At 67.1% G+C, this 22,912-nt stretch carries 11 protein-coding genes; 2 read left to right on the forward strand and 9 right to left on the reverse strand.

Annotated features, from left to right (window positions below; translation table 11 throughout):
- Positions 1-8 precede the first annotated feature (8 nt).
- The 5 genes from J5X75_RS29360 to J5X75_RS29380 are packed head-to-tail and all read right to left on the reverse strand — an operon-like array spanning position 9 to position 17,710.
- Positions 9-2,327, reverse strand: coding sequence for a UvrD-helicase domain-containing protein (locus tag J5X75_RS29360; protein ID WP_208470763.1), 2,319 nt, complete (start codon positions 2,325-2,327; stop codon positions 9-11).
- Complete coding sequence (locus J5X75_RS29365) at positions 2,255-8,725, reverse strand: DEAD/DEAH box helicase (RefSeq protein WP_208470764.1); 6,471 nt, start codon at positions 8,723-8,725, stop codon at positions 2,255-2,257. Before J5X75_RS29365 ends, J5X75_RS29360 begins: the two co-directional genes overlap by 73 nt.
- The gene (locus J5X75_RS29370) at positions 8,722-13,803 is read right to left on the reverse strand and encodes an Eco57I restriction-modification methylase domain-containing protein (RefSeq protein WP_208470765.1); all 5,082 of its coding nucleotides are present in this window, start codon (positions 13,801-13,803) and stop codon (positions 8,722-8,724) included. Before J5X75_RS29370 ends, J5X75_RS29365 begins: the two co-directional genes overlap by 4 nt.
- Positions 13,800-16,613, reverse strand: coding sequence for a DEAD/DEAH box helicase (locus J5X75_RS29375; protein ID WP_208470766.1), 2,814 nt, complete (start codon positions 16,611-16,613; stop codon positions 13,800-13,802). Before J5X75_RS29375 ends, J5X75_RS29370 begins: the two co-directional genes overlap by 4 nt.
- 44 nt (positions 16,614-16,657) lie before the next feature.
- A complete protein-coding gene (locus tag J5X75_RS29380; RefSeq protein ID WP_208470767.1) occupies positions 16,658-17,710 on the reverse strand; it encodes a serine/threonine protein kinase in 1,053 nt (350 codons plus the stop codon).
- Between the two features lie 220 nt (positions 17,711-17,930).
- On the opposite strand from J5X75_RS29380, the gene J5X75_RS29385 reads away from it, so the two are divergent.
- Together J5X75_RS29385 and J5X75_RS29390 are read left to right on the forward strand one after the other, a co-directional pair.
- The gene (locus tag J5X75_RS29385) at positions 17,931-18,476 is read left to right on the forward strand and encodes a winged helix-turn-helix domain-containing protein (protein WP_208470768.1); all 546 of its coding nucleotides are present in this window, start codon (positions 17,931-17,933) and stop codon (positions 18,474-18,476) included.
- Positions 18,401-18,994 carry a transposase gene (locus J5X75_RS29390; protein ID WP_208470769.1) on the forward strand — a complete coding sequence of 198 codons (594 nt, stop codon included), beginning with the start codon at positions 18,401-18,403 and terminating at the stop codon, positions 18,992-18,994. The genes J5X75_RS29385 and J5X75_RS29390 overlap by 76 nt, the downstream gene beginning before the upstream one ends.
- A 65-nt stretch (positions 18,995-19,059) precedes the next feature.
- On the opposite strand, the gene J5X75_RS29395 is transcribed toward J5X75_RS29390, so the two are convergent.
- The 4 genes from J5X75_RS29395 to J5X75_RS29410 form a co-directional block, all read right to left on the reverse strand.
- Positions 19,060-19,545 (reverse strand): NUDIX domain-containing protein, encoded by a 486-nt coding sequence (locus tag J5X75_RS29395; protein ID WP_208470770.1) that lies wholly within the window; start codon positions 19,543-19,545, stop codon positions 19,060-19,062.
- A gap of 200 nt (positions 19,546-19,745) precedes the next feature.
- A complete protein-coding gene (locus J5X75_RS29400) occupies positions 19,746-20,348 on the reverse strand; it encodes a GNAT family N-acetyltransferase (protein WP_208470771.1) in 603 nt (200 codons plus the stop codon).
- Between the two features lie 5 nt (positions 20,349-20,353).
- Positions 20,354-21,850, reverse strand: a complete 1,497-nt coding sequence (locus tag J5X75_RS29405; RefSeq protein WP_208470772.1) for an APC family permease — start codon at positions 21,848-21,850, stop codon at positions 20,354-20,356.
- 31 nt (positions 21,851-21,881) lie between these two features.
- The gene (locus J5X75_RS29410; protein WP_208470773.1) at positions 21,882-22,607 is read right to left on the reverse strand and encodes a GOLPH3/VPS74 family protein; all 726 of its coding nucleotides are present in this window, start codon (positions 22,605-22,607) and stop codon (positions 21,882-21,884) included.
- Positions 22,608-22,912: the final 305 nt, after the last annotated feature.

Below are 22,912 nucleotides of genomic sequence, written 5' to 3' on the forward strand. Positions count from 1 at the left end.
ACCGCGTGTCAATGCCGTAATTCCATAGTGGATGTTTGATCATCGGCGTTCGCCGGCAGTCCAACCAGGGACGCCGGGATGAACGGGCTGCGGTGGCCGTGCCAGAAGACCGCAAGGTCGTCGCGGGCACGCGTTGCCGCGACGAACAGCCGGGAGCGGTCTCGGGCGCGTTCCTGCTGGTGGCGCTTGGCGTCGGTGTCCCGGTATCGGTCGATAGCGCGCCGCGGGACGAGGCCGTCGCTGGCGCCGGCAATGATGACGCGCTGGTACTCCAGACCCTTGAACCGGTGCATGGTCCCCACGTGGACCCCGTCGGGGCGGGCCGGGCCGTCCGGGCCGATCTCCACGGCTTGGATGCCGTCATCGGTGAGCCACTGGATCACTTCAGCGACATACTCCCTGGTCGGGACGCAGACAGCGGCGGAGCCGTCGGACGTGTTGGTCCAGGCGCGGAGTTGCCCGATGATCAGTTCGCGTTCCTGGCCCCACGTCGGCGCTCCGCGGAAGACCGGGGGTGCGCCGTGGAGCAGGGAGCGGTAGCCGTTGAGGGTGTCGGTGCCGCCGTCCAGGTCGTCGTAGGTCTCCCCGGTGAGCAGTTGGGTCGCGGCTTTCAAGATCTCCCGGGTGGTGCGGTAGCTGATGGTGAGCCGAGAAGATCTGCGGCCCCGGATGTTGATGCCTACGCTCGACAGCGCGACCTGGTTGTCGTAGAGGCGCTGGTGGGTGTCTCCGACGATGAACATGTCGTCCGGGCCGATAGGGGTCATCGCGCGCAGGAGACGCCAGTGGGTAGGGCTGAGGTCTTGGGCCTCGTCAACGACGATGTGCTGGTAACGGTAGCGCAGGGTCTGCCCCGCCGCTGAGGACTCGTCTTTGGCGGCGAGGATGCGTGCTTCCCGGTCGAGTTCGAGGCGGGCTGCGCGGGCGGCGATTTGGCGCCAGGTCCAGACGCCCTCGCTGTCGAGCTGTTTGGTGAAGCGCTCGGTGAGCTGCCAGATAGCGTCTCGCTGTTCGCGGGTGACGGATTTGCCACGGCCTACACGTCGCGCGCGGAAGTATTCGTCGCGGGTGGTCGCGGCTTGGCCGAGGATGACGTGTGCCCACTCCGCGTTGAGGAACTCGGCATCGAAGCGTCGCTCACCGAGTTCGAGCAGGAAGGCGTTCCAGCGCTTGAGAGCCTCGGCCTCGTTGATGACGCGGCGTTTGGTGTCGGTGCCGGCCTCGTTGACGACGCGATTCGCGAGTTTGTCGATGTTCACGATGTCGACGCGGGCGCTGAGGTCGGCGCCGGCCAGGTCGAGTAGCCGGGCCCTCAGATCGGCGGCGAGGTTCCGGTTGAAGGTGGTCAGCAGGATGGGCTTGTCCTTACCGGCGTTGAGGCGCTCGGCGAGGTATTTGACCCGGTGCAGGGCGACGATGGTCTTGCCGGTGCCTGGTCCGCCGCTGACCCGGGCCGATCCTGGATAGGGATGGTTGACGACCTTGCGCTGGGTGGGGTGCAGGAAGACCTGCCACCGGGCGAAGGATTCGGCCAGGATGGCCTGCAGCGCGGAGTCGTCGGTGGTGACCTGGGTGGCGGGGTTGGCCGAGGCGGCCACCCAGTCCTCGGTGTCGACGGGTGCGTCGGCCTTGACCGGGGTGGTGACGAGGTCCAGTACGTCGTCGAAGGTCTTGCCGTCGTTCAAGGCGAGCAGTACGTCGGCTGTCAGCGCGGGAACGCAGTCGGCGAAACGCAGCAGATCGTCGTCGGTGAGCAGCCGGCGGATGCTGGGGAGCAGGGGCTCTGCCACGCCGAGGTCGGTGAGTTGCTCGTCGGTGTACGAGTCGAAGAGCGCGGGAGTCTTCGCGGCCTCGGGCGGTACGGCCGCCGGGTCGTCGGCGGGCAGGAGCCGGCCGACAATGCTGTTCCCGACTGCGGCGAGGTCGATGACCTCGATGCCTCCGGTGACCCGGTTGATCTGGTACGAGTACCGGTCGAGATCGTCATAGACGTCGCTGCGGTGTCGGACCGAAACCAGGAGGAAGTGCTGGTCACCCACATTCAAGAGGATGGCGCGGTAGGCGTCGGTGACGCGTGCGGAGTACAGCCGGGAGCCCTTGAGCTGCTTGAGCCAGAGGCCGCGGGCATTCGGGTTCTGCCGGAACTTGCTCTGGAAGTTGTAGACGGCGCCGGCATCGGCCCGGGACAGGGCCAGGATCTCCTTGTCAGCTCGATCCAGGATCTGCAGGATGACCGGGCCTCGACTGGTTGCGGTCACTCTTCTCCTTTGTTGACCAGGGCGGCGAGCTCGTCGACATCCCACTCTTTCGCCGGGCGGACGTGCCATCCTTCATCGGCGAAGGCGGCGTCTCGGTCCTGCTCCTCGATCTCTGCCGCCGGGCCGTGCAGTCGCTGAACGACGGCGATCCGCAGCCTGGGCCAGGCGAAGTCGGCTTGCCACCCGGCATCGTTCAGTTCGTACCCGCTGACGGGTGCCGGGACGTGTCGCTGGATCAACCCGCGCAGCAGGCTCTCAACACCGGATTCCTCTAGGTCAGCCAGCTCGACGACACGCTGCCAGGCTGGATCGGGTTCGTCGCTGGGTGAGGTGGCTGCGGGCGCTGGTTCGGTGCTGCGCCCGAGCCACGTGGCGGTCTCGTCGTCCAGCGGTTCGGGTCGGTGGGCCGCGATGAGGCCGGTGCCTTCGGCCGCGTACAACAGCGTCGGGTCGAAGGTGCCGAGGAGCGTCTTCGCCAGTTGCGCGGCGTCACCGTCGCCATCGGCGAGGAACTGGATGATGTTGCCCCACCACAGCCAGGCCGCCCACCGGCGCTTGTGCTGCGGATCGGCGCTCAATGTTGCGGCGCGGTCGTCGATGATCGTGAAAGCCGACCAGACCGGGCGGCGGGGGTCGGTCCGCTGGTCGAGGATCAGCACCAGTGGGCAGCCGTTGGTGTCGTCGGCACGGGCGACGATGATCCGGCCACCGGTCACGGGGGCGGGAATCGGTTGACCGTGTACTGCCGCGGTTACTCTGGCCGTGATCCCGGTGGAGTCGCTGGAGACCCGCTGGTTGTCGGGCTGGCGGAGCAGCCCGGCAAGGGTGGCTTCGGCTCGGGAGCGCCACAGGTCCAGGTCAGGGTCGCGCAGGAACTGCAGGAGCAGGTCGATCGGGTTGGCCCAGACGAGGTCGTTGAGCTGCTGGGGGTCGTTGCCGGTCCGCTGACGGTAGAGGTCGCGTGCTGCCTGCTGCGCCAAGCCCTGGTAGGGCGGCCACACCGGGTCGTGGCGGATCTCCGTGTTCCGCCAGGACCGGACGTCGTCCCAGGTCAGAGCGAAGACATGCAGGTCATGAGCGCGGAGCCGGGTGCGCTTTATCGTGTCGTCGGCCAGTCGGTTCCTGCCGGGTGGCGGGCTGGCGTGGTACTGGTAGCCGTCGAGGTAGACGGCGACCTCCTGCGCGGCGGCGTCGAGGCGTTTGAAGTGCACGTCCGGGCGGGTGCCGGTGATGGTGTTCTGCAACTTCATCCGCCAGTGCACGACACGGCCGTCAGGTGCTTCCAGGCGGAGGTCGGCGAATCGCGCGCCGTCTGTATCTGCGCGCCGGGTCAGCCGTACGCTCGGGTCCTGCTCGGCCCAGGCGATGAGTTTGTGCAGGAACTTGCGCTCCAGCTCGCTCTCGACCAGCGGCGTCAGCGAGATCTCGTCAGCGGGTCCGACGTCGGTGGAGATCTCCCAGTTGTCGAGGAGCTGGCGCAGGATCTCCAGCGCCTCGTCCCGGCTCATCAGCGGGAATTCGTCATCCCTGGCGAATCGCAGCAGGCAACGGTGGCACGCTTTGCGGCCCTCCCGGTTGCACTCGCACGTCGTGATCGCCTCGACTGCGGTCTCCAGCACCTTCTTGAACTCTTCGTCGGCGGACAGACGGTGCAGGTAGCCGGTGCCCGAGGGCTGGGTGTCGTAGACGACCAGGAACTGGCGGACGTTGTCGCTGTCGCGGTCGGCCATCGGCGCCCGGACCACCCGGAGATGGTCGGGTTCACCGCCGTACTTCACGGTGATGCCGAGCATGAGTGCCGCGGCGAAGGACACGACGCGCTCGTCGACGAGCGCCGTGGCGGCGGGGATCAGGATCCGCAGCGCTTCGGTCTCCAACTCGTGCACCAGCAGCAGCGGCGTGTGTTTGGCCGTATAGGGCGACCGACGGTGCCGGCACCAGGGCTGATGGTGTTCGGTGCCTGGGACGTTGCCGGTGGGCGCGGGACCGGCACCGGAGACCGGGTCGGAGCCGGGAAGGTTCGTAGCGGTCGGCGGCGGGCCGTCCGCGGTCGTGCCGCCACAGTCCATGCAGGCATAGAACGGGTTGAGCCGCACCGTATCGCCCACGAAGGGGTCGGTGGCCGGCCGGTCGAAACGGGCGGCACCCAGGTTGAACTCGCGGATCTTCGCGTGCCGGGTGTAGTCGACGCCGAAGGTGACCTTCGAATGCCGCCACGGATTCTCGACCGTCGGGATGTCCACCGCGAAGGTGGTGGTGTAGCGGCGTTGGGTCCGTTCGTCGGTGTCGTCCCGGATGCGGGCGTCGTCACGGCGGTCCCGGGAGCGCACGACGGTCGGACGCAGAACGTAGTGCAGGCAGCCGGCGTCCGCGATGGCAGGTGTCCTGCACCGGAGGCAGGCGCTGGTGTCCGCGACGGCGTTGCTCGTGCGTACGTATCCGCAGGATGGGCAGATGCGCCACCGCTCGTACAGGGGCCGGTCCGGGCGTCCGATTTCCAGGCCGTCGATGGTGTGCCGGTATCCGCGCACGTAGTAGGTGTTGCCCGGGGCTAGCTCGACCAGCGCGGTACGTGCGGGCCGCGAGTATTCACGCAACTCACCGCCGAACCGGCGATCGCCGTCCTCGGTCGAGTTCTCCCAGGTGAGGGTGGCGTCGAGCAGCGTCCTGGAATCGATCAACGAGTAGTTGGGCAGCAACCCGAACTCGACCATCGTGGAGTGCGCGCTGGCACCGCCGATCTCACCGAGCCGGTCACCGACCGCTTTGCGTTCGGCCCTGAGTCCTCGCAACTCCCGAGCCTGGGACGGATCCGACGCGATGAGGCCGCCCATCGCAGCGTTGATGGCATCCTTGCGTCGGCGCAGACCGGCGATCCGTTCCTCCCAACTCACCACGAACTCGGCGATCGCCGCGGCGATCCCGTCGGTGGCGAACGACTTCAGCTCGCTGGCCGCTCCTTCGCTCACACCTCCGGCGAAGAGGGCCAGAAAGTCTGCGACCAATCGATCGCCTTCGGCGATCGCGGTGTTCACCAGGTCGTTGAGCCAGCCGGTGTCACCGAACAGCACGGAGGCGTGTCGCGGCATCGGAGCGACATCCGCCAACCGGTCCCGGGCGGCGAGATCGATCAGGTACGCCAGGTACTGGCGGCGGAGGAGGGCGATAGCGGACAGATAGCAGCCAGGTGGTCGGATCTGGCCGGCGATCATGTCGCGTGGCTCGTTCAGGTAGTACCGGTCGCGTTCGCGCCGGCCCACAAAGGTGAGCACCAGTGAGTTGCCGCTGGTGCGCCCGGCTCGGCCGGCCCGCTGCACGTAGTTGGCCGGCCCGCGGGGCAGCGAACCGAGAATCACGGCAGAAAGGTCACCGATGTTGATGCCCAGTTCCAAGGTCGGCGTACACGCGAGGACGTTCGGATCGGTGTACCGCTGCTTCTCTCGCCGGAACGCCGCTTCGACTCCCTCACGCTGGGCGCGGGTGAGCATGCCGGTGTGCTCGGCGGTCACCACCCGGAAGACGCCGCCGCCGAGGTAGAGGCGCCGGTAGTAGTCACCGGCGGCGTTCTCGTCCCGCGCCGCGACGAACCGTCCGACACACCGGTACCGCAGGCACCGCTGACCGACCCAGTCGGAGACCCGGGCGGGCGGTACGGTCTGCTCCCACGCACACGAGTCGCAGCGCACCCCGGCGTCGGCTGCTTCGGCATCGCTGAGCCGGATCAGTTTGATGTGACCCGGCTGCAAGCCGTAGACGACCGTCGAGCCGTCGACGATCGTCCGCGATGCCAGCACCCCTTCCCGGGCCAGGACCGCCAGGAGTTGCTGCAGGTACCGGTTGGCCTCCGCGCGGGACAGGTGCAGGCAGCGCATCACCCAGTCCTCGTACCAGTTGTTCGCCGCGGAGAGCACGTCGAACTCACTGTTGCGGCCTTTCGGCGCGGTCATCGCGAACGCCGGCGCCGACTTGCCGTGTGGGAAGGCCGGCATCCCGTCCGGGCGACCGCCCCACACCTGCCAGCGTCGACCGCCCTGGTGCACGAACGGCTCCAGCCAGGTGTGCCGGACGCCGCCCCGAATCCGCAGCCGTTCCAGCAGGCCACGAACCATCGTGGCGAACACCGCGTCGTCGGGCAGCGAATCCAGCGTGAGTTGTGGACCGCCCAGCAGAACGTCCCGGCACAGACCCACGACCTTGGGCAGATCGTCGATCACTACCTCGACCGCCGCGGTACGGGTCAGCTCCAGAGTCCGGCCCTGACGGGACCGAAGCCCGATGTCCATGATCGTGGCAAATGCCAGCCGTTCCCCGATCAGTCGCCAGGTGTCCCGGTCGGCCATGCCGCCGGAGAGCAGCGCATCGACTCCCGGATCGTCGTGGAGGTCAGGCGGGACGACCGCGGCCAACGTAGCCGGGTCGCTGGCGGCCTGGATCACGTCGGCGATGACGTCGTTGAGGCGTGTCGGAACACCGGGGGTCAACTGGTTGACCAGTAAAGCCCGGAGCGAGAAGTTGTACGACCGGTTCGCGACGAAGCCTGCTCGGTGCGCGGCGTCCTGCACCGAGTCGTTGAACAGCAGCGTCTTGCGCTCGTTGTCGACGAGTTCGCCGCCGGTGAACAGCTGAGTCACGGCGACCGAGGCGAGACTGGCCAGGCCGGCGCCGAGGAACCGGATGCCGTCGTCGAGCCCGCAGGCCGGGCACCTGTCGGTCTCGGCGTCCCGGTCCCGGTACAGGTCGCCGAGGACAACCACGCCGCCATCGGCTACGCCCGCCCGATCGGCTCCGGGATTGAACGGACGAATCCGAATACCTGACGCTTCAAGAACCAGAAGCCCTTCGCCGGAACCGCCCTGGATCTCCTCACCGGTCGCGGCGATCAACGCGCGGACCCGGCGCTTGTCCCGTCCGACGCTGGCCCGGTAAATCTTCTCCGGCTCGCCGATCAACTCCTCGGGATCGCGCTCCGGTGAGATCGCCGACCAGCCCGATCGGCCGCAGTGCCGGCAGTAGATCGCGGGCAACAGCGAGTACCGCCGGTCCGCGACCACCGAGTCGGCGTCGGAGGTCTCGGTCTCGGCACCTCGTGGGAGTTCACCGGACCAGCCGAACGCGGGCCTCGTTGCGACCGCCCTCAGCAGCCGGGACACCACGCGGACCCACATGTGCGTCTCGACCGCCAGCAGCGGAAGGTCAGGCGCCTCGGGCCGCCGCGCCATCGACAACAACGCCACGAAACGGGCCAGCGCGGTCGCCGCTACCTCTGGCTCCACCCGGAACGCTCGACCCCACGAGTACGCGCCTTCCCGCGGCACCAGCTCCAGGATCTCCGCGAAAGTCTGCGGCCGATCGCCCAGAACGCGCAGCACCGCCTGGGTCAGGATGTGTTTCCGCAGACCAGCGCCGAGTTTGACCGGCGTCAGATCATCGTTCCCGAGCACCGCCCGCGCGATCGCTCGCATGGCCGCCGGATCCCGTGACGGGTCCGGGAACGCCGCGAGCTCCGCTGGTTCCGGAAGCGGAAACCCAAAATCGATTTCTTTCAGTACGTCGTCCGCAGCGGCCCGGGACTCGCCGATCACCGCGTCCTTGTCGAACTCGGTGCCGAACACCTGTGCGGCAACCTCACGCAGTTTCCCGGTCGCGTCGCTGTTTCCCAGGGTCGCAGATGTGGCGACCGGGCAGATGTCGCCCAGCGGCTGCCCCGGCCGAGCCTGCCCGGTCACTGCGGCCAACCGGCGCAGCAGCATGGCGACGTCGGTGCCCTGGGCGCCGTCGTAGGTGTGGAACTCGTCGAGCACCACAAACGCCAGACTGGGCTCCTCCCACAGCTTCTTGTCCTCGGAACGCTGCAGCAGGAGGTCGAGCATCTTGTAGTTCGTGATGAGAATGTCGGGCGGGTTGTCGCGGATCTCGTACCGGCTGGTCATGACCGGTGTCTGGGACATCTCGGCGACATCGCCGATGTATAGCCCGGCGGTCACCTCAGCCAGGGCGGGCTCCTCAGCGAGCAGCTTCTTCAACCGCAACGTCTGGTCGCTGGCCAGGGCGTTCATGGGATAGAGCAGGACAGCCTTCACTCCCAGCCGGCCCTCGGCCCGTGCCCGGCGGCAGTGATCCAGGATCGGGTACAGGAATGACTCGGTCTTGCCCGACCCAGTGCCGGTAGTGACCAGGGTGGGCTGAGCCAGCCCGTCGACCGTGCTCAACCGGGCGAACGCCTTGGCCTGGTGCTCGTAGGGCGAGAAGTCTGCTGGCAGCCAGCCGAGCGGCGACCGCCACCTCTTGCTGACCTTGCGGAACGGCATCCGCACCCGCAGGTACGGGCCCCGGAAGATGCCCTGCTCGGGGTGGTTGAGGAACCCGGCGAGCGCCTCCCGAACCCCGGTATCTGCGAGCGCGAACGTGGTGGTCAGGTACTGCGTCAGCGTGTGCCGGAGACTTTCCGCAGCCAGTGTCGGCCTCACGGCCGCCACCCCACTTTCTTAGCCGCCTCCAGCCGGGCAGTGAACACCGCGTGCGCCTGCCGCATCTCCTTCGGCCGGTCAGCCTTGAAGAACGGCGCGGAGTACCCCTCCGGCGGCAGCACTCGGTCCGGTTCCTCCAGGTGCGCCATCAGTTGCACGAAGTGCTCCTTGGTCTGCCCGTACCCGTACTGGTTGTAGTTCCTCGCGAGCCTTCGCCCATTGACGTCGAACCACATCTCGGATTCGTAGTCAACCAGTTGAGGGAAACGAGACAAGTAGATGGCCACAAGTTGGTCGGCGCTGATGCCTAGCCAGGCGGCAACTAGGGCATCGATCTCGACGAGTGCCGACCTCCGCTCACGCTCAGTCCTGAGTGGGGTCACGCTGTCCCATTCGGGCCCGACATCATGCAGCGGAGGCATGCTTTCCCAAGAAGCCGCCCACCCCTCGGATGTCTGCCACTCCGGGTCGAAAAGCTCGCGCCACAGGCCTGTGTAGGCCGTGGTCAGGCAGTTCAGCCGTAGGGTCCGGAGAAGCAGTGCCGAGGCTAGTGGATGATCGGTCTGAGGCGCTGGCATCGTCTTGGCATCGGAGACATCGAGGTGTGGGCGGCCAGCGATCCGGAGCGCATAGTCCATCGGCAGCGCAGACCAAAAACCCGCGACGAGAGCAGTCGCCTTGGCCGTCGGCAAGGCCATTGTTCGAACTGCATGAATGTGAGCGGGCCCCGGAGGAACGAGAGCGACGAAGAGGCTTCGCTCTGTCGAGTCCGGAATCATCTCCCGCCATGCCACCCGGTAGAAGTCGGTGTACGGGCGGCTCGCGATCTGGCTGAGGTACGCCTCGACCTGGTCGGTGCTCGGGTAGGATCCAGAAGCGCCGAGAAGGTCAGCCTCAGCCGCCTCCACAGCAGCAGCCGATTCCCGCAGCTCACGAAGGCGATCGTGGTCCGTCCATCGTTCCTGTACGGCAAGGTACCGATCGCGGTCACACGCACGGATGTAGTCGGTGGTGGCGATCGCGTCCGCCGGCAACGAAACCAGATCGATGGGCTTGTCGGTGTGAAGAGTGTGCGGTGGCTGCTTCGCCATGGGCGTGGCCACGGCGAACTGTGGCCCGCGCAGCACCACATCCCGCCAATCGCCCGGCTCAGCAAACTGAGCGCGAATTAACCCTGCGGCCTTCCCGCCGGACTCGTTGTAGCCGCTGGCTATCGCAGGTTCCATCATGCCGAGGCGATGTTCCCAGGCGGCGAGCGCAGCGACGGCCGTCTGCTCAACAGTGGTCACTGTATAGAGCAGTTTAGTTTCTGCTAGAGGGACGTTCGTATCCGCCGTAATCCGACGCCAGAGAGTGAGCACGTCTGCGTCGACGTGCACCAGACGCGAGCGGTGCGGCCGCAAATCCCAGTAGCCGTTGTACTTGATGACAGGCGCATCGCCCGAACCGTCGTGGTCGATCGAACCGATGAGGGTAGTTGGATCAAAAAGCCAACAAATATGGTCGAACCCGATGACCTTCGGTGCACCGTAGATGTTGACCGAGAACGGCCGGTTCCAGTTGATGTCGGGAAAGATAAGCCGCCGGTTCAGGAAGTGGGCGTGCAGTCGCAGATGCGAGTAGGTGGCCGCTCGCAACTTCCCGTCGTTGGTACCCACTAGGTGACCGTCCTGGTGGATGAGGCTGATGACTCCGCCTCGTCCAAGACTATTCCAAGTTCGGCACATGAACGCCTCGTACAAGTCCGGCTGGGTTCCCGCCAGTAGCGGGTACGTCGAAGTTGCCCCCAGGAAAGCGATGACTCCGGAGCTCACCGCCAGCTCGTTCAGGAATTCACGCTGCTGCTGCAGGTCTTCCAAGTGGGTTGCTTTACGCTCACGCCAGATTTCGGCCGGCGGAGAGTCTTCGAGTTTGAACCAGGGGTCGCGTTCGGCCATGACGCCGCCCTCGTCCCAGCGGGGACGAACCCAGGGCGGGTTGCCGACCTGGAGGTCGAAGCCGCCGTTGGCGAAGACCTGGGCGAACTGCAACTCCCAGTGGAAGAAGCCTTGCTGAGCGGCGATCTCCTCGACGACGCGTGCCCAGGGGAACCGTTCAGCAACCCGGGTAGGCGTCTCCATCCCGGTCCACCGGAGCAGTTCGTCCTCGTACTCCTCAAGGGTTTCAAGGTTGTGGAAGGTGGCGACGAACGAGTCCTCCGGGACGTCTTGGGTGCCGAGCAGGGCTTCGCAGAAGTCGAGCCAGTCATCGAGACGCGCGAGGGGCACCTTGCGGGCGAGCCGGAGCGTGATCCGTTCCTCGCTGAGCTTCAGCTTTTTCGGCTTGCTGGCGGAAGGCAGAGTGAGCTGCTCGGGGAGGCCGAGTTCAGCGAGGCCGAATAGGGCACCGTCCGCCCACACGTCGACGAGGGGATCTTCCTCGGGAACGAGCTTCTCCTCGATCCGGGAGACGGATGTCGCGGATTGTCCGTACTCGGGGGCGGTGCCGTCGAGGAGGTTCGCGTGTTCCAGGGGCCAGAACCAGAGGGCGCACCAGGCGTCCATCAGGGTCTTGAGCCGCCAGTACGGCGCGCCGACGGCTTCGAGCGCGGCGAGGATCTCCTCGCGAAGAGCCGAGTCGTCCGCGTCCGGAAGGCCGGTAGCCCCCCAGACTTCGATGTGACGGCGGATCTTGTCCTCGGACAGTTTGATGCGCTGACGGACCAGGTCCCAGAACATCTCGACTCGGCCAGCAAGTCCTTCCAAGCGCCGGGCATAGGATGCCGCTCTTTTGGTGTCCGGGTGCAGGATGCCTCTACGCCAGTCACGAAGCCGCGCGGCGTCTTCGGTGGCCCAGGTGCGGGCTTCCTTCTCCTTGGCTACGGTTCCCCAGCCGTCGGCCGGGAGGAGGAAGTGGTGGATCTCCCCGCTGGGTAGCTTGCCGTCACGCAGCGGGCGTTCCTGCGGTGCGGCGCTGAGCCAGGCGCGCTTGGCCAGGTCCTTCTTCGGGTACGTGCGGCGGCCGGCGCCGATGAGGGAGTTGCCGTGACGTAGGTGGAGGCCGAACCACGGTGCGCGGAGGCCGGCGTGCATGACGTTGAGCCAGATCGACACTTCGGCCAGTTCGACCGCCATCTCGTTGAGGTCGACGCCGTAGCAGTTGTGCAGCGCGATGTACGCCTTCACCTTCTGCAGCTCGGTGGCGTACTGCTCCGGGTCGAGGCTCTGCTCTTCCCGTTCCTGTACTCGCCGTAGGTACTCAGCGGCGACCTGATTGATCGCCTCGTTGAGGAACGCACCGGAGCCGAGGGCCGGCTCGCAGATCGTCCAGGTGAGTACGTCCTCGGGGCGTTGTGGTGGGTTCTCCTCGATGAGCTGCTTGAGCGCCAGCTTCACCGTGACCTCGGTCAAGGACGGCGGGGTGTAGTACGAGGCGCTGGTCTGCCGGTCACGGCCGGCGAGCCGGTAGACGAAGTTGCCGACCGGGTAGTACACGCGGTCGCGGCGGCCGTCCTCGTCGACGCGGGTGACGAAGACTTCGTCGGGGAACGCGTGGACGGTCGAGGCGCGGATCATCCAACTGCCGTCGCTGGCGTCGCCGCCCTTGGCGACCTCGTACAGATCCTCGTCCGCGATGAAGCCGGTGTAGGACATCAAGCCTTCGTAGACGGCGCCGAGGTGGCTGATGCCGAGTTGGGCGTACGAGATGAAGCCGCCGCGCTCCTTCTTGTTGCCGCGGGTGAGCATGAGCAGGCGAAGGACGGTGTGCAGGGTGGCGTTGCGGAGTCTCGTGTCGATCGTCCGGGCGTCGGGCTCGTCCGGATCGTCGTCGGGATGGGTGAATGCCTCCGGCCCGATGTGCTTGATCGCGCCGTCCAGGAAGAGGTTGGAGCGCAGCGGCTCGAACCGGATGCTCTCGCCTTCGCTCGTGGCGTCGGTGACCTCGTCGGTGCCCCGTTCCCGGTAACCGTTGTTGACCTTGTGGAACAGTAGGTCGAGTGACTCGTACAGATGGAAGCCGTTCGCGGCGGCCTCGCCGACCAGTGGCCGGGTGACCAGGTCGCCGAGCCGGGCGAGGCTGTAGCCCTCCATGTACTCGGGATAGTCGACCGGCAGCACGCCGAGGTCGGGCCGGGCTTCGGCGTAGAGCAGGAACAGGATGCGGTAGAGGTAGCGGAGAGCCTCACGGGCGAGGGACCGGCCGAGTTCGGCAGGCTCCATGAGTTGCTCGGGGCGAACACCGGCCTGGGCGATTCGCGCCAGGACCTCGTTCGCGATGTGCTCGACGGACAGCCGGATGCCTTCGCGCAGTTCGGAGGAGACCCCGACGGCGTTCTGGCGGGAGCCGGCGACGAGACCGGCGAGCGGTTCGGCGCCGCCTTCCGGTGGGGGCCGAAGGGCGTCGGCGCTGAACAGTGCGGCGATGACGTCGAGTTCGCCGGCGTTCCGGGTGTCGTTGCGGGCGTACGCGGAGTCGAGCGCAACGGCCAGGTACCGGCGCTCGCCCCAGGTGAGCCGGTCGGTGAGGACAAGGACGCCACCGCACAGGATCAGCACGTAGCGGGGCGGGTTGTGTTCTGCCCCGAACAGCCAGCCGGCGAGTGCGAATCCCGCCTCGATGCGTTCCCGTCGGTCAAGGTCGAACGGGTGGCGGAGCCGGCCGGCGTCCTCGTCGGGGTCGACGACCTCATCCGGGTCGGTGGCCCAGCCGCACTCGATGGCCACGATGCCAGGTTCGGCGTGCGCGACGAGTACCTCGTACTCGTGGTTGGCACGTTCCACGGTGATCGGCACCGGTTCGCGGTGCGTCGTGCCAGGTTCCAGGTAGCCGAGACGGGTGAGGATGGTGGTGTGCAGGTCGTGCAGGATGGTGCGGCGTTTCTCCGCGTCGCCGAGGTCGGCCAGGTCGGTCTTGGTGTCGAGGTAGTCGCGGCGTAGAGCGCGGATGCCGACCCGAGGGGTCAGCCGGCCGTCGCTCTCCTCCTTCGCCCATCTGGCGAGCAGTCCCTCGTCCTTCTTCTTCAGGTCACGCGGGAGGACTTCGGCGAGGTAGTACGCGGACAGGTATTCGCCGCGGTTGGCGATCGCATCGAACGTCATCGTCCCTGTCCCCCTCTGTCGGTCGGGGCGACGAGAACGGCCAGCAACCGCAGTAGCGGCTCCCCGTCGGTCGCCAACCGTCCGATCAGTTCCTCCTGCTCAGCCACCGTCGCCTCGACCGCGCGCTTGCGGCGGGTCTTCTGGCCCGCACTCGTCTGGTCGTCGTCGAACAGGCTGCCCTGCACCCACCGTTGAAGCTGCTGGCGGTAGTCGCGGATCGGCTTCTCTGCGATCAAATCCCAGCGCTGCCGCTCGCCGGCCAGGTGGACGCGCGCGGCGGCGATCGCGGCCGGCACCGATTTCTGGAGGTGCTCCAGGTCGAGGGGCGACAGCGGGTTGGTCATCTCTGGACCGACCTGCCCTGCGGCGAGAGCGTCGGACAGCGGCCTGATCGCGGGTTTCCCGTCGAGGCCACTCACTGCCATCCAGTCGACCACGGTCGGTTGCCCGAGACGGTTGCAGTAGACACCTTGGACCAGGTACGTCGGCTCCTCCACGTCCGCGATCAGCACCGGGGCCTGCTGGCGGCCGAGCCGGAGCAGAACCTTGTCGACCAGCCAATCGACCATCGGGTGCACGTCGCTGACGAAGGTGACGTCCGGCCATGCGGTCTTGCTGAGCCGCCGTGCCTGCCCAAGTTTCTCCTGGGCGAGGTGTCGGTCGAAGGTGACCCGCAGTCGCAACCCTCGCTCGGTGCGCTGTGCCGCGAGATAGGAACGCGGGAGGTCGGACAGCCGGGATGTGAGATCCGGTGGGACGTCGAAACTGAGCAGACCCGGCTCACGACGCAAACCGATGGAATCCTCGGCCGCATCGAAGACCTCGGCCAATGCCTGGTCGACGAAAGCCTCGGTGCTCTCGAACAGAGTCGGGATGCTCGCCTTGGGCGGTGTCGGGCTGGTCGGAGTCTCGCCCACGCCGCCCAGCAGGTCGGCCAGCACGTCACGTTCCTCGACCGCCTCCAGCGACTGTTCGACGGTCTTGCCGGCCAGCAGGTCCTGGACGAGACGGCGTTCCTCTCGTTCCGGAAGGTACTCACCGGTGACCGCTTCGGCGGTGCCGAGGCTCCGGTGCGCTGCTTCCTCTCGTTTGAGGAGGTGTTCGGCGACCGACCGGTCGTCGAGCGTGTCCTTCGTCGCAGAGGTGAGGATCAGCGCGTCGAACTGTGGCTTGTGTCGCTGCCCGTACCGGTCGATTCGACCGTTGCGCTGCTCGATCCGGATCAGGCTCCACGGCAGGTCGTAGTGGACCAGGTGGTGACACTGGGTGTGCAGGTTGACACCCTCGGAGGCGATGTCGCCGGTGAGTAGGACCCTGACGTCGCTGCCGGCGAGGGAGAACTCCTCGACGATCTGTTGCTGTTCGGTGTCCGTCCGCCCACCGTGCATGACGCGGATGGCGGACTTGGACAGCCCGAGGCGAGCAGGAAGCGCCTGGGCGAGCCATTCGAGGGTCGACACCCGCTCAGAGAAGACCACGACGCGGGTGCTGCTCTTCGCCCCGACGCCGATTTCGGTCAGCCGGGCGACAAGGGCCGACAACTTCGCCGAGTCGTTGTCCGACATCGCGCCGGTGAGCTTTTGCAAGCGAGTCAACGCGGCACGCTCGACGGGATCGGTGCAGCTCGACGAGCCGAGTCGGTTACCCACAGTGTCGGCCAACGCACGGTGCGAGGACAGAAACGCCTTGACCATCGTGTACGGCAGCAGGCGCCGACCCGCGCCGGTGCTGACACCGTCCTTGGCCAGCCAAGTAGTCGTCAGCTCCTGGAAGACGGCCTCTTCCGCCGGTGTGGCCTCGCAGTGCGTCGGTACCGATGGGCCTCGGTCTGCCCACTGTTCACCGATCTGGTCGCGCACCTCCGGGCTGATCTTGGTGCGACGCATGTAGACGTGGGCGATGTCCGCTGCTGTGTAGTTGTCCCGGTCAGCGATGGCGGCGGGATCGAGCAGCCTGATCAGGTCGGCGAAGGAGCGCTTGTCGCCGTTGTGCGGTGTCGCGCTCGCCAGCAGCAGCGCGTCACTGTGGGAGGCGAGTAGCCGGGCCAGCCGGTTGCGCAGGCTGGTTCCGCCGATCAGGTTGTGCGACTCGTCGATGACGACCGCATCCCACCAGACGTTCTTCAGATGGTGTTCGTACTCGGCGACCCGCTTCAGTGTGTCGATCGAGATGATGATCCGCCGGAAGTAAGTGAATGGGTTCCGGCCTGCTGGGATCTCGCGCTGGATGCGCTCAAGGCCGCTGGAGTCGAGTCGTACCAGCGGGATCGAGAAACGGGTCCACATCTCCCGCTGGAACTGATCCAGAATGTGCTGCGGGGTGACGACGAGCATCCGGTCGCCTCGGCCGCGGCGCACCAGCTCGGCGAGGAGCATGCCGATCTCCAGGGTCTTACCCAGTCCCACCACATCAGCAAGCAGGATGCGCGGGCGCAACGCGGAGAGCGCGAGTTCGGCTGGCCGCTGCTGGTAGACCAGTGGATCGGCGACGAAACTTCCGGACAACGCCAGGCCAGGCTGCGAACGTGGCAGCGGCGTCCGGCGCAGTACCGCCTCCAGAAAGAGGCGACTACGCCGGAACCTCGGTGAGTTGTCGGTCACCAGCAGGGTGTCCTCGGGACGAAGCACCTCGACGTTGTCGATTTCCGTGAAGAACGTGGCCGGCATGTCGCGCACGTACTCCGAGACCCCGATCGCCTCGATCTTCGTACCGTCGTGGTCCGTCGGGGCCGCTCGTTTGACCAGCCACTCCTCGTCGCGTACGAGGATCCGCGCTCCTGGCGGAAATGGTGACCGGGGTTCCGTGCTCATGTGTCTCGCATCCGTGATCGCTTGTGGCTATCTGTCCGGGCTCGTTAGAAAGCCGCGTCCCGGGCGTATGCGGTCCGGAGTTCGTCGGCGAGCCAGCTCACGTCCACCTCCGCTGGTTTGGGCTTCGGCGGCTCGGTAGCCGGGTCCGGTCGGTCTCCGGCATCTTCCGGGTCGGCGCGCGGATCCGACAACTCGGGCGGTACAACGATCGGTGGCGGCGCGTCGAACGTCGCCTTGATCAGGCGTCGACGAATAGCCGGCACGGACTGTCCGCTTGCCTTGGCCAGGGCGATGAGCTGGTCGTGCACCACCTTCACGCCAGGCCGGGCAGTCGGCTCGTGAGCGAGCATCAGGCCGAGAAGCGGCACCAGCTCCGGCGGCGCTCCGGTCAGGTCGGGCTGGATTACGGGGTCGCTGATGCGGTGGGCCATCACGATGCCGCCCGGCCCCGGATACAGCAGGCGCCCCGTAACCGCGTAGGCGAGCGTCGCGCCGAGTGCATACACATCTGTGGACGCGTCCAGGTCGTTCTCGGCTCGTACCTGCTCGGGTGACATATACGCCAGGGTGCCGATCCAGTGACCAGGTTCGGTCACCTGGTGGTCGGGGTCCAGGAGCACCTTTGCCAGCCCGAAGTCGATGACCTTGGGGCCGTCTTTACCGAGCAGGATGTTCTGCGGTTTGAGATCCCGGTGCAGGACGCCGGCCTCGTGAATCTTGCCCAGGCCGTCGGCCAACTGGGCGCCGAGCATGGCTGCCAGGGTGACATCCAACGTTCCCGAACGCTCCACGTGCCGCTTGAGCGTCGGCCCCTCGATGTACTCAACCGCCAGCCAGGGTGGCTCGTCATCCAGACCGGCACCCTCGAATCGCGCGACCCGGGCGCCGTACACGGTCTTTAGGTTGACGACCTCCAAGGCGAAGCGTTCCCGGAAGTCCGTGTCGTCGAGCAGCTGGCTTTTGATCACCTTGACGGCTACCCGGTCTGCCGTCGGTGAGACGCCGAGAAAGACCTGTCCCATGCCGCCGGCTCCCAGCCGGCCCACGATCTTGTAGGGGCCGACTTGCTGCGGGTCCTCAGTTAGCAAAGCCTCCATGCCACCGCCCCGCGTCCGCACTCATGGGAGGTCGAAACGTATCATGCCCCGTCACAGAAGGTCACTGCGGTTTCCTGTGGGACGGAGCTATACCAGACGTAACGGCAATTTTAGCGACGAAAAGAGCGCCTACTGAGCTTCTGGAGTCGAGGTCACTCTCATGTCCACATCGCCACTTTGGGTGATTCCTGCCGGTTCGGTCGTACTATCTAGTTAGGGCATGCGATACGGGGACGGTGGCGGGGTCGGCCCGCAGCAACGCGCCCGCCGGGAACAGGTACGACGGCAAGCAGCACGAATGTTCGCCGCCGGAGTGAGCGCACCACAGGTAGCCGCGGAGTTGGAAATCTCCACGAAGTCCGCCTACGCCTGGCGGCGGGCCTGGAAGGCCGGCGGTGAACAGGCCCTGGCCTCCAAAGGGGCACCCGGACCCGACCCAGTGCTGTCCGCCGCCCAGGTGCAGAAACTGATCGCCAAGCTGGAACAAGGCCCGGCCGCGGCCGGCTGGAACGAAGACCAGCGCTGGACCCTGGCCCGGGTCCGCACCCTCATCGGCCGGATGTTCCACCTCACCGTCAGCATCGCCACCGTCTGGGAGACACTGCGCCGCGCCGGCTACACCCCACAACAACCGATCAGCCGCGCCGCCGAACGCGACGAACAGGCCATCGAACACTTCAAGCGCTACCAATGGCCCGCGGTAAAAGAGTCGCGCGCAGGCTGGGCGCGTGGATCTGCTTCGCCGACGAATCCGGCATCTCGCTGAGACCAGCCCGGGCCCGCACCTGGGCCCGGCGAGGCAACACCCCGATCGTCACCGTCGCCGGCCGCGGCGGCCGCAAACTCTCCCTCGCCGGCATCGTCGCCTACCGCGACGGCCACCAGCCGCGCATCATCTACCGCACGATGGTCCACCGAGGACGCAAAGGCGAACCGAAAGGCTTCGGCGAAGACCACTTCACCGAACTGCTCGACGCCACCCACCAACACCTCGACGCACCGATCATCCTGCTCTGGGACGGACTACCCCAGCACAAGTCCGCCAAGATGCGCGCCCTGATCGCCGCCCGACCATGGCTACGCGTCTACCGGCTCCCCGGCTACGCCCCCGAACTCAACCCCGTCGAGAACATGTGGTCCAGCCTCAAACGCGGCATGGCCAACCTCGCCCCCGGCGGCATCGACGACCTACTCCGCATCGCCAAGAACCGGCTCAAACGGATGCAGTACCGGCCTACCCTCGCCTACGGATTCCTCGCCACCAGCGGACTGGCCCCACCCTGACCCTGACCTCAAAAGCTCAGTAATCCGTTGCGCTCCTCGCACCGTGCCGCCGCTACACAGGGGCATCACGATGAGTTGCGAGCGCCAGCAGTGACGCTTCTGCCGTTCGGAGGCTGATCCAGAAGGTGGAGGAACTCGTCCTGCCGGTGCCAGCTCGTGCGGAGCACCGGCTCGGCGTCGGCCAGCGGGATGAATCGACAGGTGACGTCAAGACCGGTGTCCCATACGCCCTCATCGCCGATCATGACGTGAGTCCAGGTGTCGCGGATTTCTGTGGTGGTGAGGTGGAAGTAGATGCTGATGTACGGGTCGCCGGTGTTGTAGGTGCCTTGTTGGACGCCGACGACGCCGTGTAGTTCGAGCGGGCCGGTGATACCGGTTTCCTCGACGGCCTCCCGAATGGCTGCGGTGTCGGGCCGTTCGCCTGGTTCAACTCCGCCACCGGGCAGGTGGATGCCGGCGTCGGGGTGGGCGGGATAGTCGAAAACGAGTAGTTGCGGGCCAGCAGGGGTCGTGCGGGTGACGTACGAGGTGGCGCGGATCCGGGTCATGTTGTTGTCAACGTCGGGCGGCCTGCTGGGACTCGCCGTCGATTGATGAGCTTCGGAAACCGCGGTAGCACCGAGAGTGCCCACGGGCGCCCCACATGCTGCAGGACCTCGGCGTGACGGTCGCCGTGGGCGACCCTCCTCTTGAGCTGCTGGAAGTTACGGACAGCGCAGCGGCGTCAATACTCGGAGCTACTGCTCACTCACGATCTTGGTGTGCGCTGCATCGGATAAAGCGCCGGGCCATCCGAGAGAGAGAACGTAGGCCGTGGAAGGTAGCCGTGCCGGGCGTAGAGGCGCCGATTTCGTACTCCGGTGGCTTCGAGGTGAGCCGCTGTTCCGGTGGCGTCGAGCCGGGCGTGGTGGTGTTGGAGCAGAGTGCCGCCGAGGCCGTGTCGTTGCTGGTCGGGGTGTACGGCGAGGAAGGCGAGGTAGTGGTGTGGCTGGTCGCACGGGTGGTGGTCGTGCATGGTCTGTTCGAGGGTGGCGAATCGCTGGTGGAATCGGCCGGTGATGTCGGCGAGCCGCTGCGGGTAGTCCGGCAGTTCGGGTAGCGGTCCGGCGTCGATGGGATACCAGATGGCTACGGCCGTGGCGTCCGCGGTCATTTCCACCTGCCCGTGGGTGAGGGCGTGTTCGACGTGCAGGGCGAAGTAGTGCGGGTAGATGCGGGCGCGGGTGTCGAGGTGCGGGATGAGCCAGTCGGCGAGGTCGCCGTGCAGGAACGCCTCGGCCAGTAGTTCGCTGACCGTCTGCTGGTCGGCGGGGGTCGCGGTGCGGATGGCCAGCTGCGGGTGGGTGCGCATGGCGGTCACCGCCCGACCCGTGTCGGTGGGCGTAGGTCGATGGTGGTGCTGTTGGCTCCGTGGCCGATCGCCGCGTACGACTGCGGTCGAATGGTCTTGAGGATCAGCGCCCAGACGATGCCTGCCGCTGCGGCGACGGCGTAGGTGGCGGGTAGTTGCCAGCTCAGGCTGGAGGTGGGGTCGACGCCGAGCAGGGTGGCGAACTCGTCGAGCGTCACGATCACCACCAGGGCGAGTCCGATGGCTGCGGTGAACGGTGCGAGCAGGGTGCGGCCGGGGCCGAGGTGGTCGCGGTTGCCGGGTGCGGTGAAGTAGACGGCGACGGCCATGGAGGTGGCGGTCATGAGGAGCAGGACGCCGAGGCCGCCGAGGACGGTGAGCCAGAAGAACAGCCGGACGATCGGGTCCCAGCCGGCGATGGCGTAGATGGCAAGCACAATCGCCGCGAGACCCGTCTGTACCAACGATCCGGTCAGCGGAGCTCGGGAGCGGGGGCTGGTGCGGCCGAGGATCGCGGGGAGGACGCCTTCGCGGCCGAGGGCGAAGAAGTAGCGGGCGGCGGTGTTGTGGAAGGCCAGCAGCGCGGCGAACAGGCTGGTCACGAACAGCAGATGCCCGAGATCCACGACCGTCTGCCCGAGATACGGCGCAACGAGGGTGAAGATCAGTTCGGTGCCCTGGGCGCGGGCTTGGTCGACGATGTGGGTGGGCCCGGTGGCTACCGACATGGCCCAGGCGCAGAAGGCGTAGAGCAGGCCGATGATGGTCAAGGCCAGGTAGGTGGCGCGGGCGACGGTGGTGTGGGGGTCTTTGGATTCCTCGCTGAACACGGCGGTGCCTTCGAATCCGACGAACCCGGCTATGGCCACGGCGAGAGCGGCACCGATCCCGGCGGTGATCACGTTGCCCGGTGCGAGGGTGGTGAACGAGATGCCTCCGGGTGCCGGGTGGGTGACGTGGACGGCGGCGAAGATGACCGCGACGGCGATCTCGGCGATCAGCAGGGTGGCCAGGATGCGGCTGTTGAGGTCGATGCGGCGTACGCCGAGCAGCCCGACGATCGCCCATGCGGCGTAGGCGCACAGCCACCACGGCAGGTGCAGGCCGGTGCGGTCGTCGAGGAACTGGGCGAGGACGGCGCCGAAGCCGCCGTAGAGGCCGATCTGCATCGTGTTGTAGGCCAGCAGGGCGACGAACGCGGCGCCGACGCCGGCGGGTTTACCGAGGCCGTGGGTGATGTAGGTGTAGAAGGCGCCGGCGTTGAGCACGCGCCGGGACATGGTCACGTAGCCGACGGAGAACAGGGCGAGCAGCAGGGCGACGAGCACGTACGCGATCGGGATGCCGGTGATCCCGGTGACGGCGAACCCGGTGGTCGCGCCGCCCGCGACGACGGTCAGCGGCGCGGCGGCCGCCATCACGGTGAACACCAGTGGCCACACACCCAGGCGGCTGCGCGCGAGGGTAGCGCTGACCGTGTCGGCGGAATGCTGAGCAGGCATACAAGAGTCCCTTTCGAGTGGGTCGGACGGGTCAGCGGCGGGTGATGATCGCGTCGCCGACGGCGGCCTCGGTGTGGGCCAGCAGCTCCCGCACCGGGGCGGGCGCGGTGGTGACGGCGGCGCGGAGTCCGGTTTCGAGGTCGGCGGCGTGGCCGAGCAGGACCGTCCGGTACAGGTCGGTGGCCAGGATCAGGCCGCCGAGGAGGGTGTCGAACCCGTCCAGCGGTTGGCCTTTCTGCAGGCGACCGGAGAGGCGGGCCCAGGGCCAGGCGGCGGTGTTCATGTCGGTCGGTACGTAGCGCACCCGCCGCCCGAGCAGTCGTCGCTCGGTCGTCTTGCGGAGGTGTCCGGCCCGGCTGAGCCGTTCGGCGACGTCCTGATGGGCGGTCCGGGCGAGGTAGGCCAGCCAGGTCCGGACCGGCAGGGCGGCTCGTTCGGCGGCCAGCCGGTCCAGGACCGTGTGCGCGAGCGCGTCGATCGGCGGCTCCGTGTCCACGATCATCACCTGCCCGCCCGGCAGCGCGAGCCGCTTCGCGAGCACCAGCTCGGCCAGCAGAGCGGCGGCCAGACCCAGACCGGTGACGTGCTCGTCGAGCAGTGGACGGCCGTCGTGGTCGCGGTGGGCGAGCCGGAACAGGTCGTCGGCGACCAGCGGCCAGGTCGGCCGTCGTGGTCCGGCCTGCCATCCCGCGCCTGCGGTGTGCCGGCCCCGGGTCGGCGCGGAGCCGTTCGGATATGCGGTGTTGATGTACGCCATGGCCAGACCGCCTATCGATGGTTCACACGGCCGGCGGTTGCATGGTCGATCTCGCGCTGTTCCAGGTAGTCCGCTGCACGGATGCGCATGTCGTTGTCTCCTGTTCCAGGATCATGAAGCCCCGAGGCGGGCGGGAACCGGTGCCGCTGCTGCTGGGGAGACCGCTGCGGCTCCTCACGCCCACCCCGGGGCCGTCTTCAGGCGCTGCCGACCGGCTGATCGGGCGGCGCGGATAGACGATCCCGTGCGACCGCCGGCGTTGGGTAGATCACGTTGGGGGTCCACCGCGAACCCCTCGATATCGG

The organism is Actinoplanes flavus (genome assembly GCF_017592555.1).
Lineage (GTDB): Bacteria > Actinomycetota > Actinomycetes > Mycobacteriales > Micromonosporaceae > Actinoplanes > Actinoplanes flavus.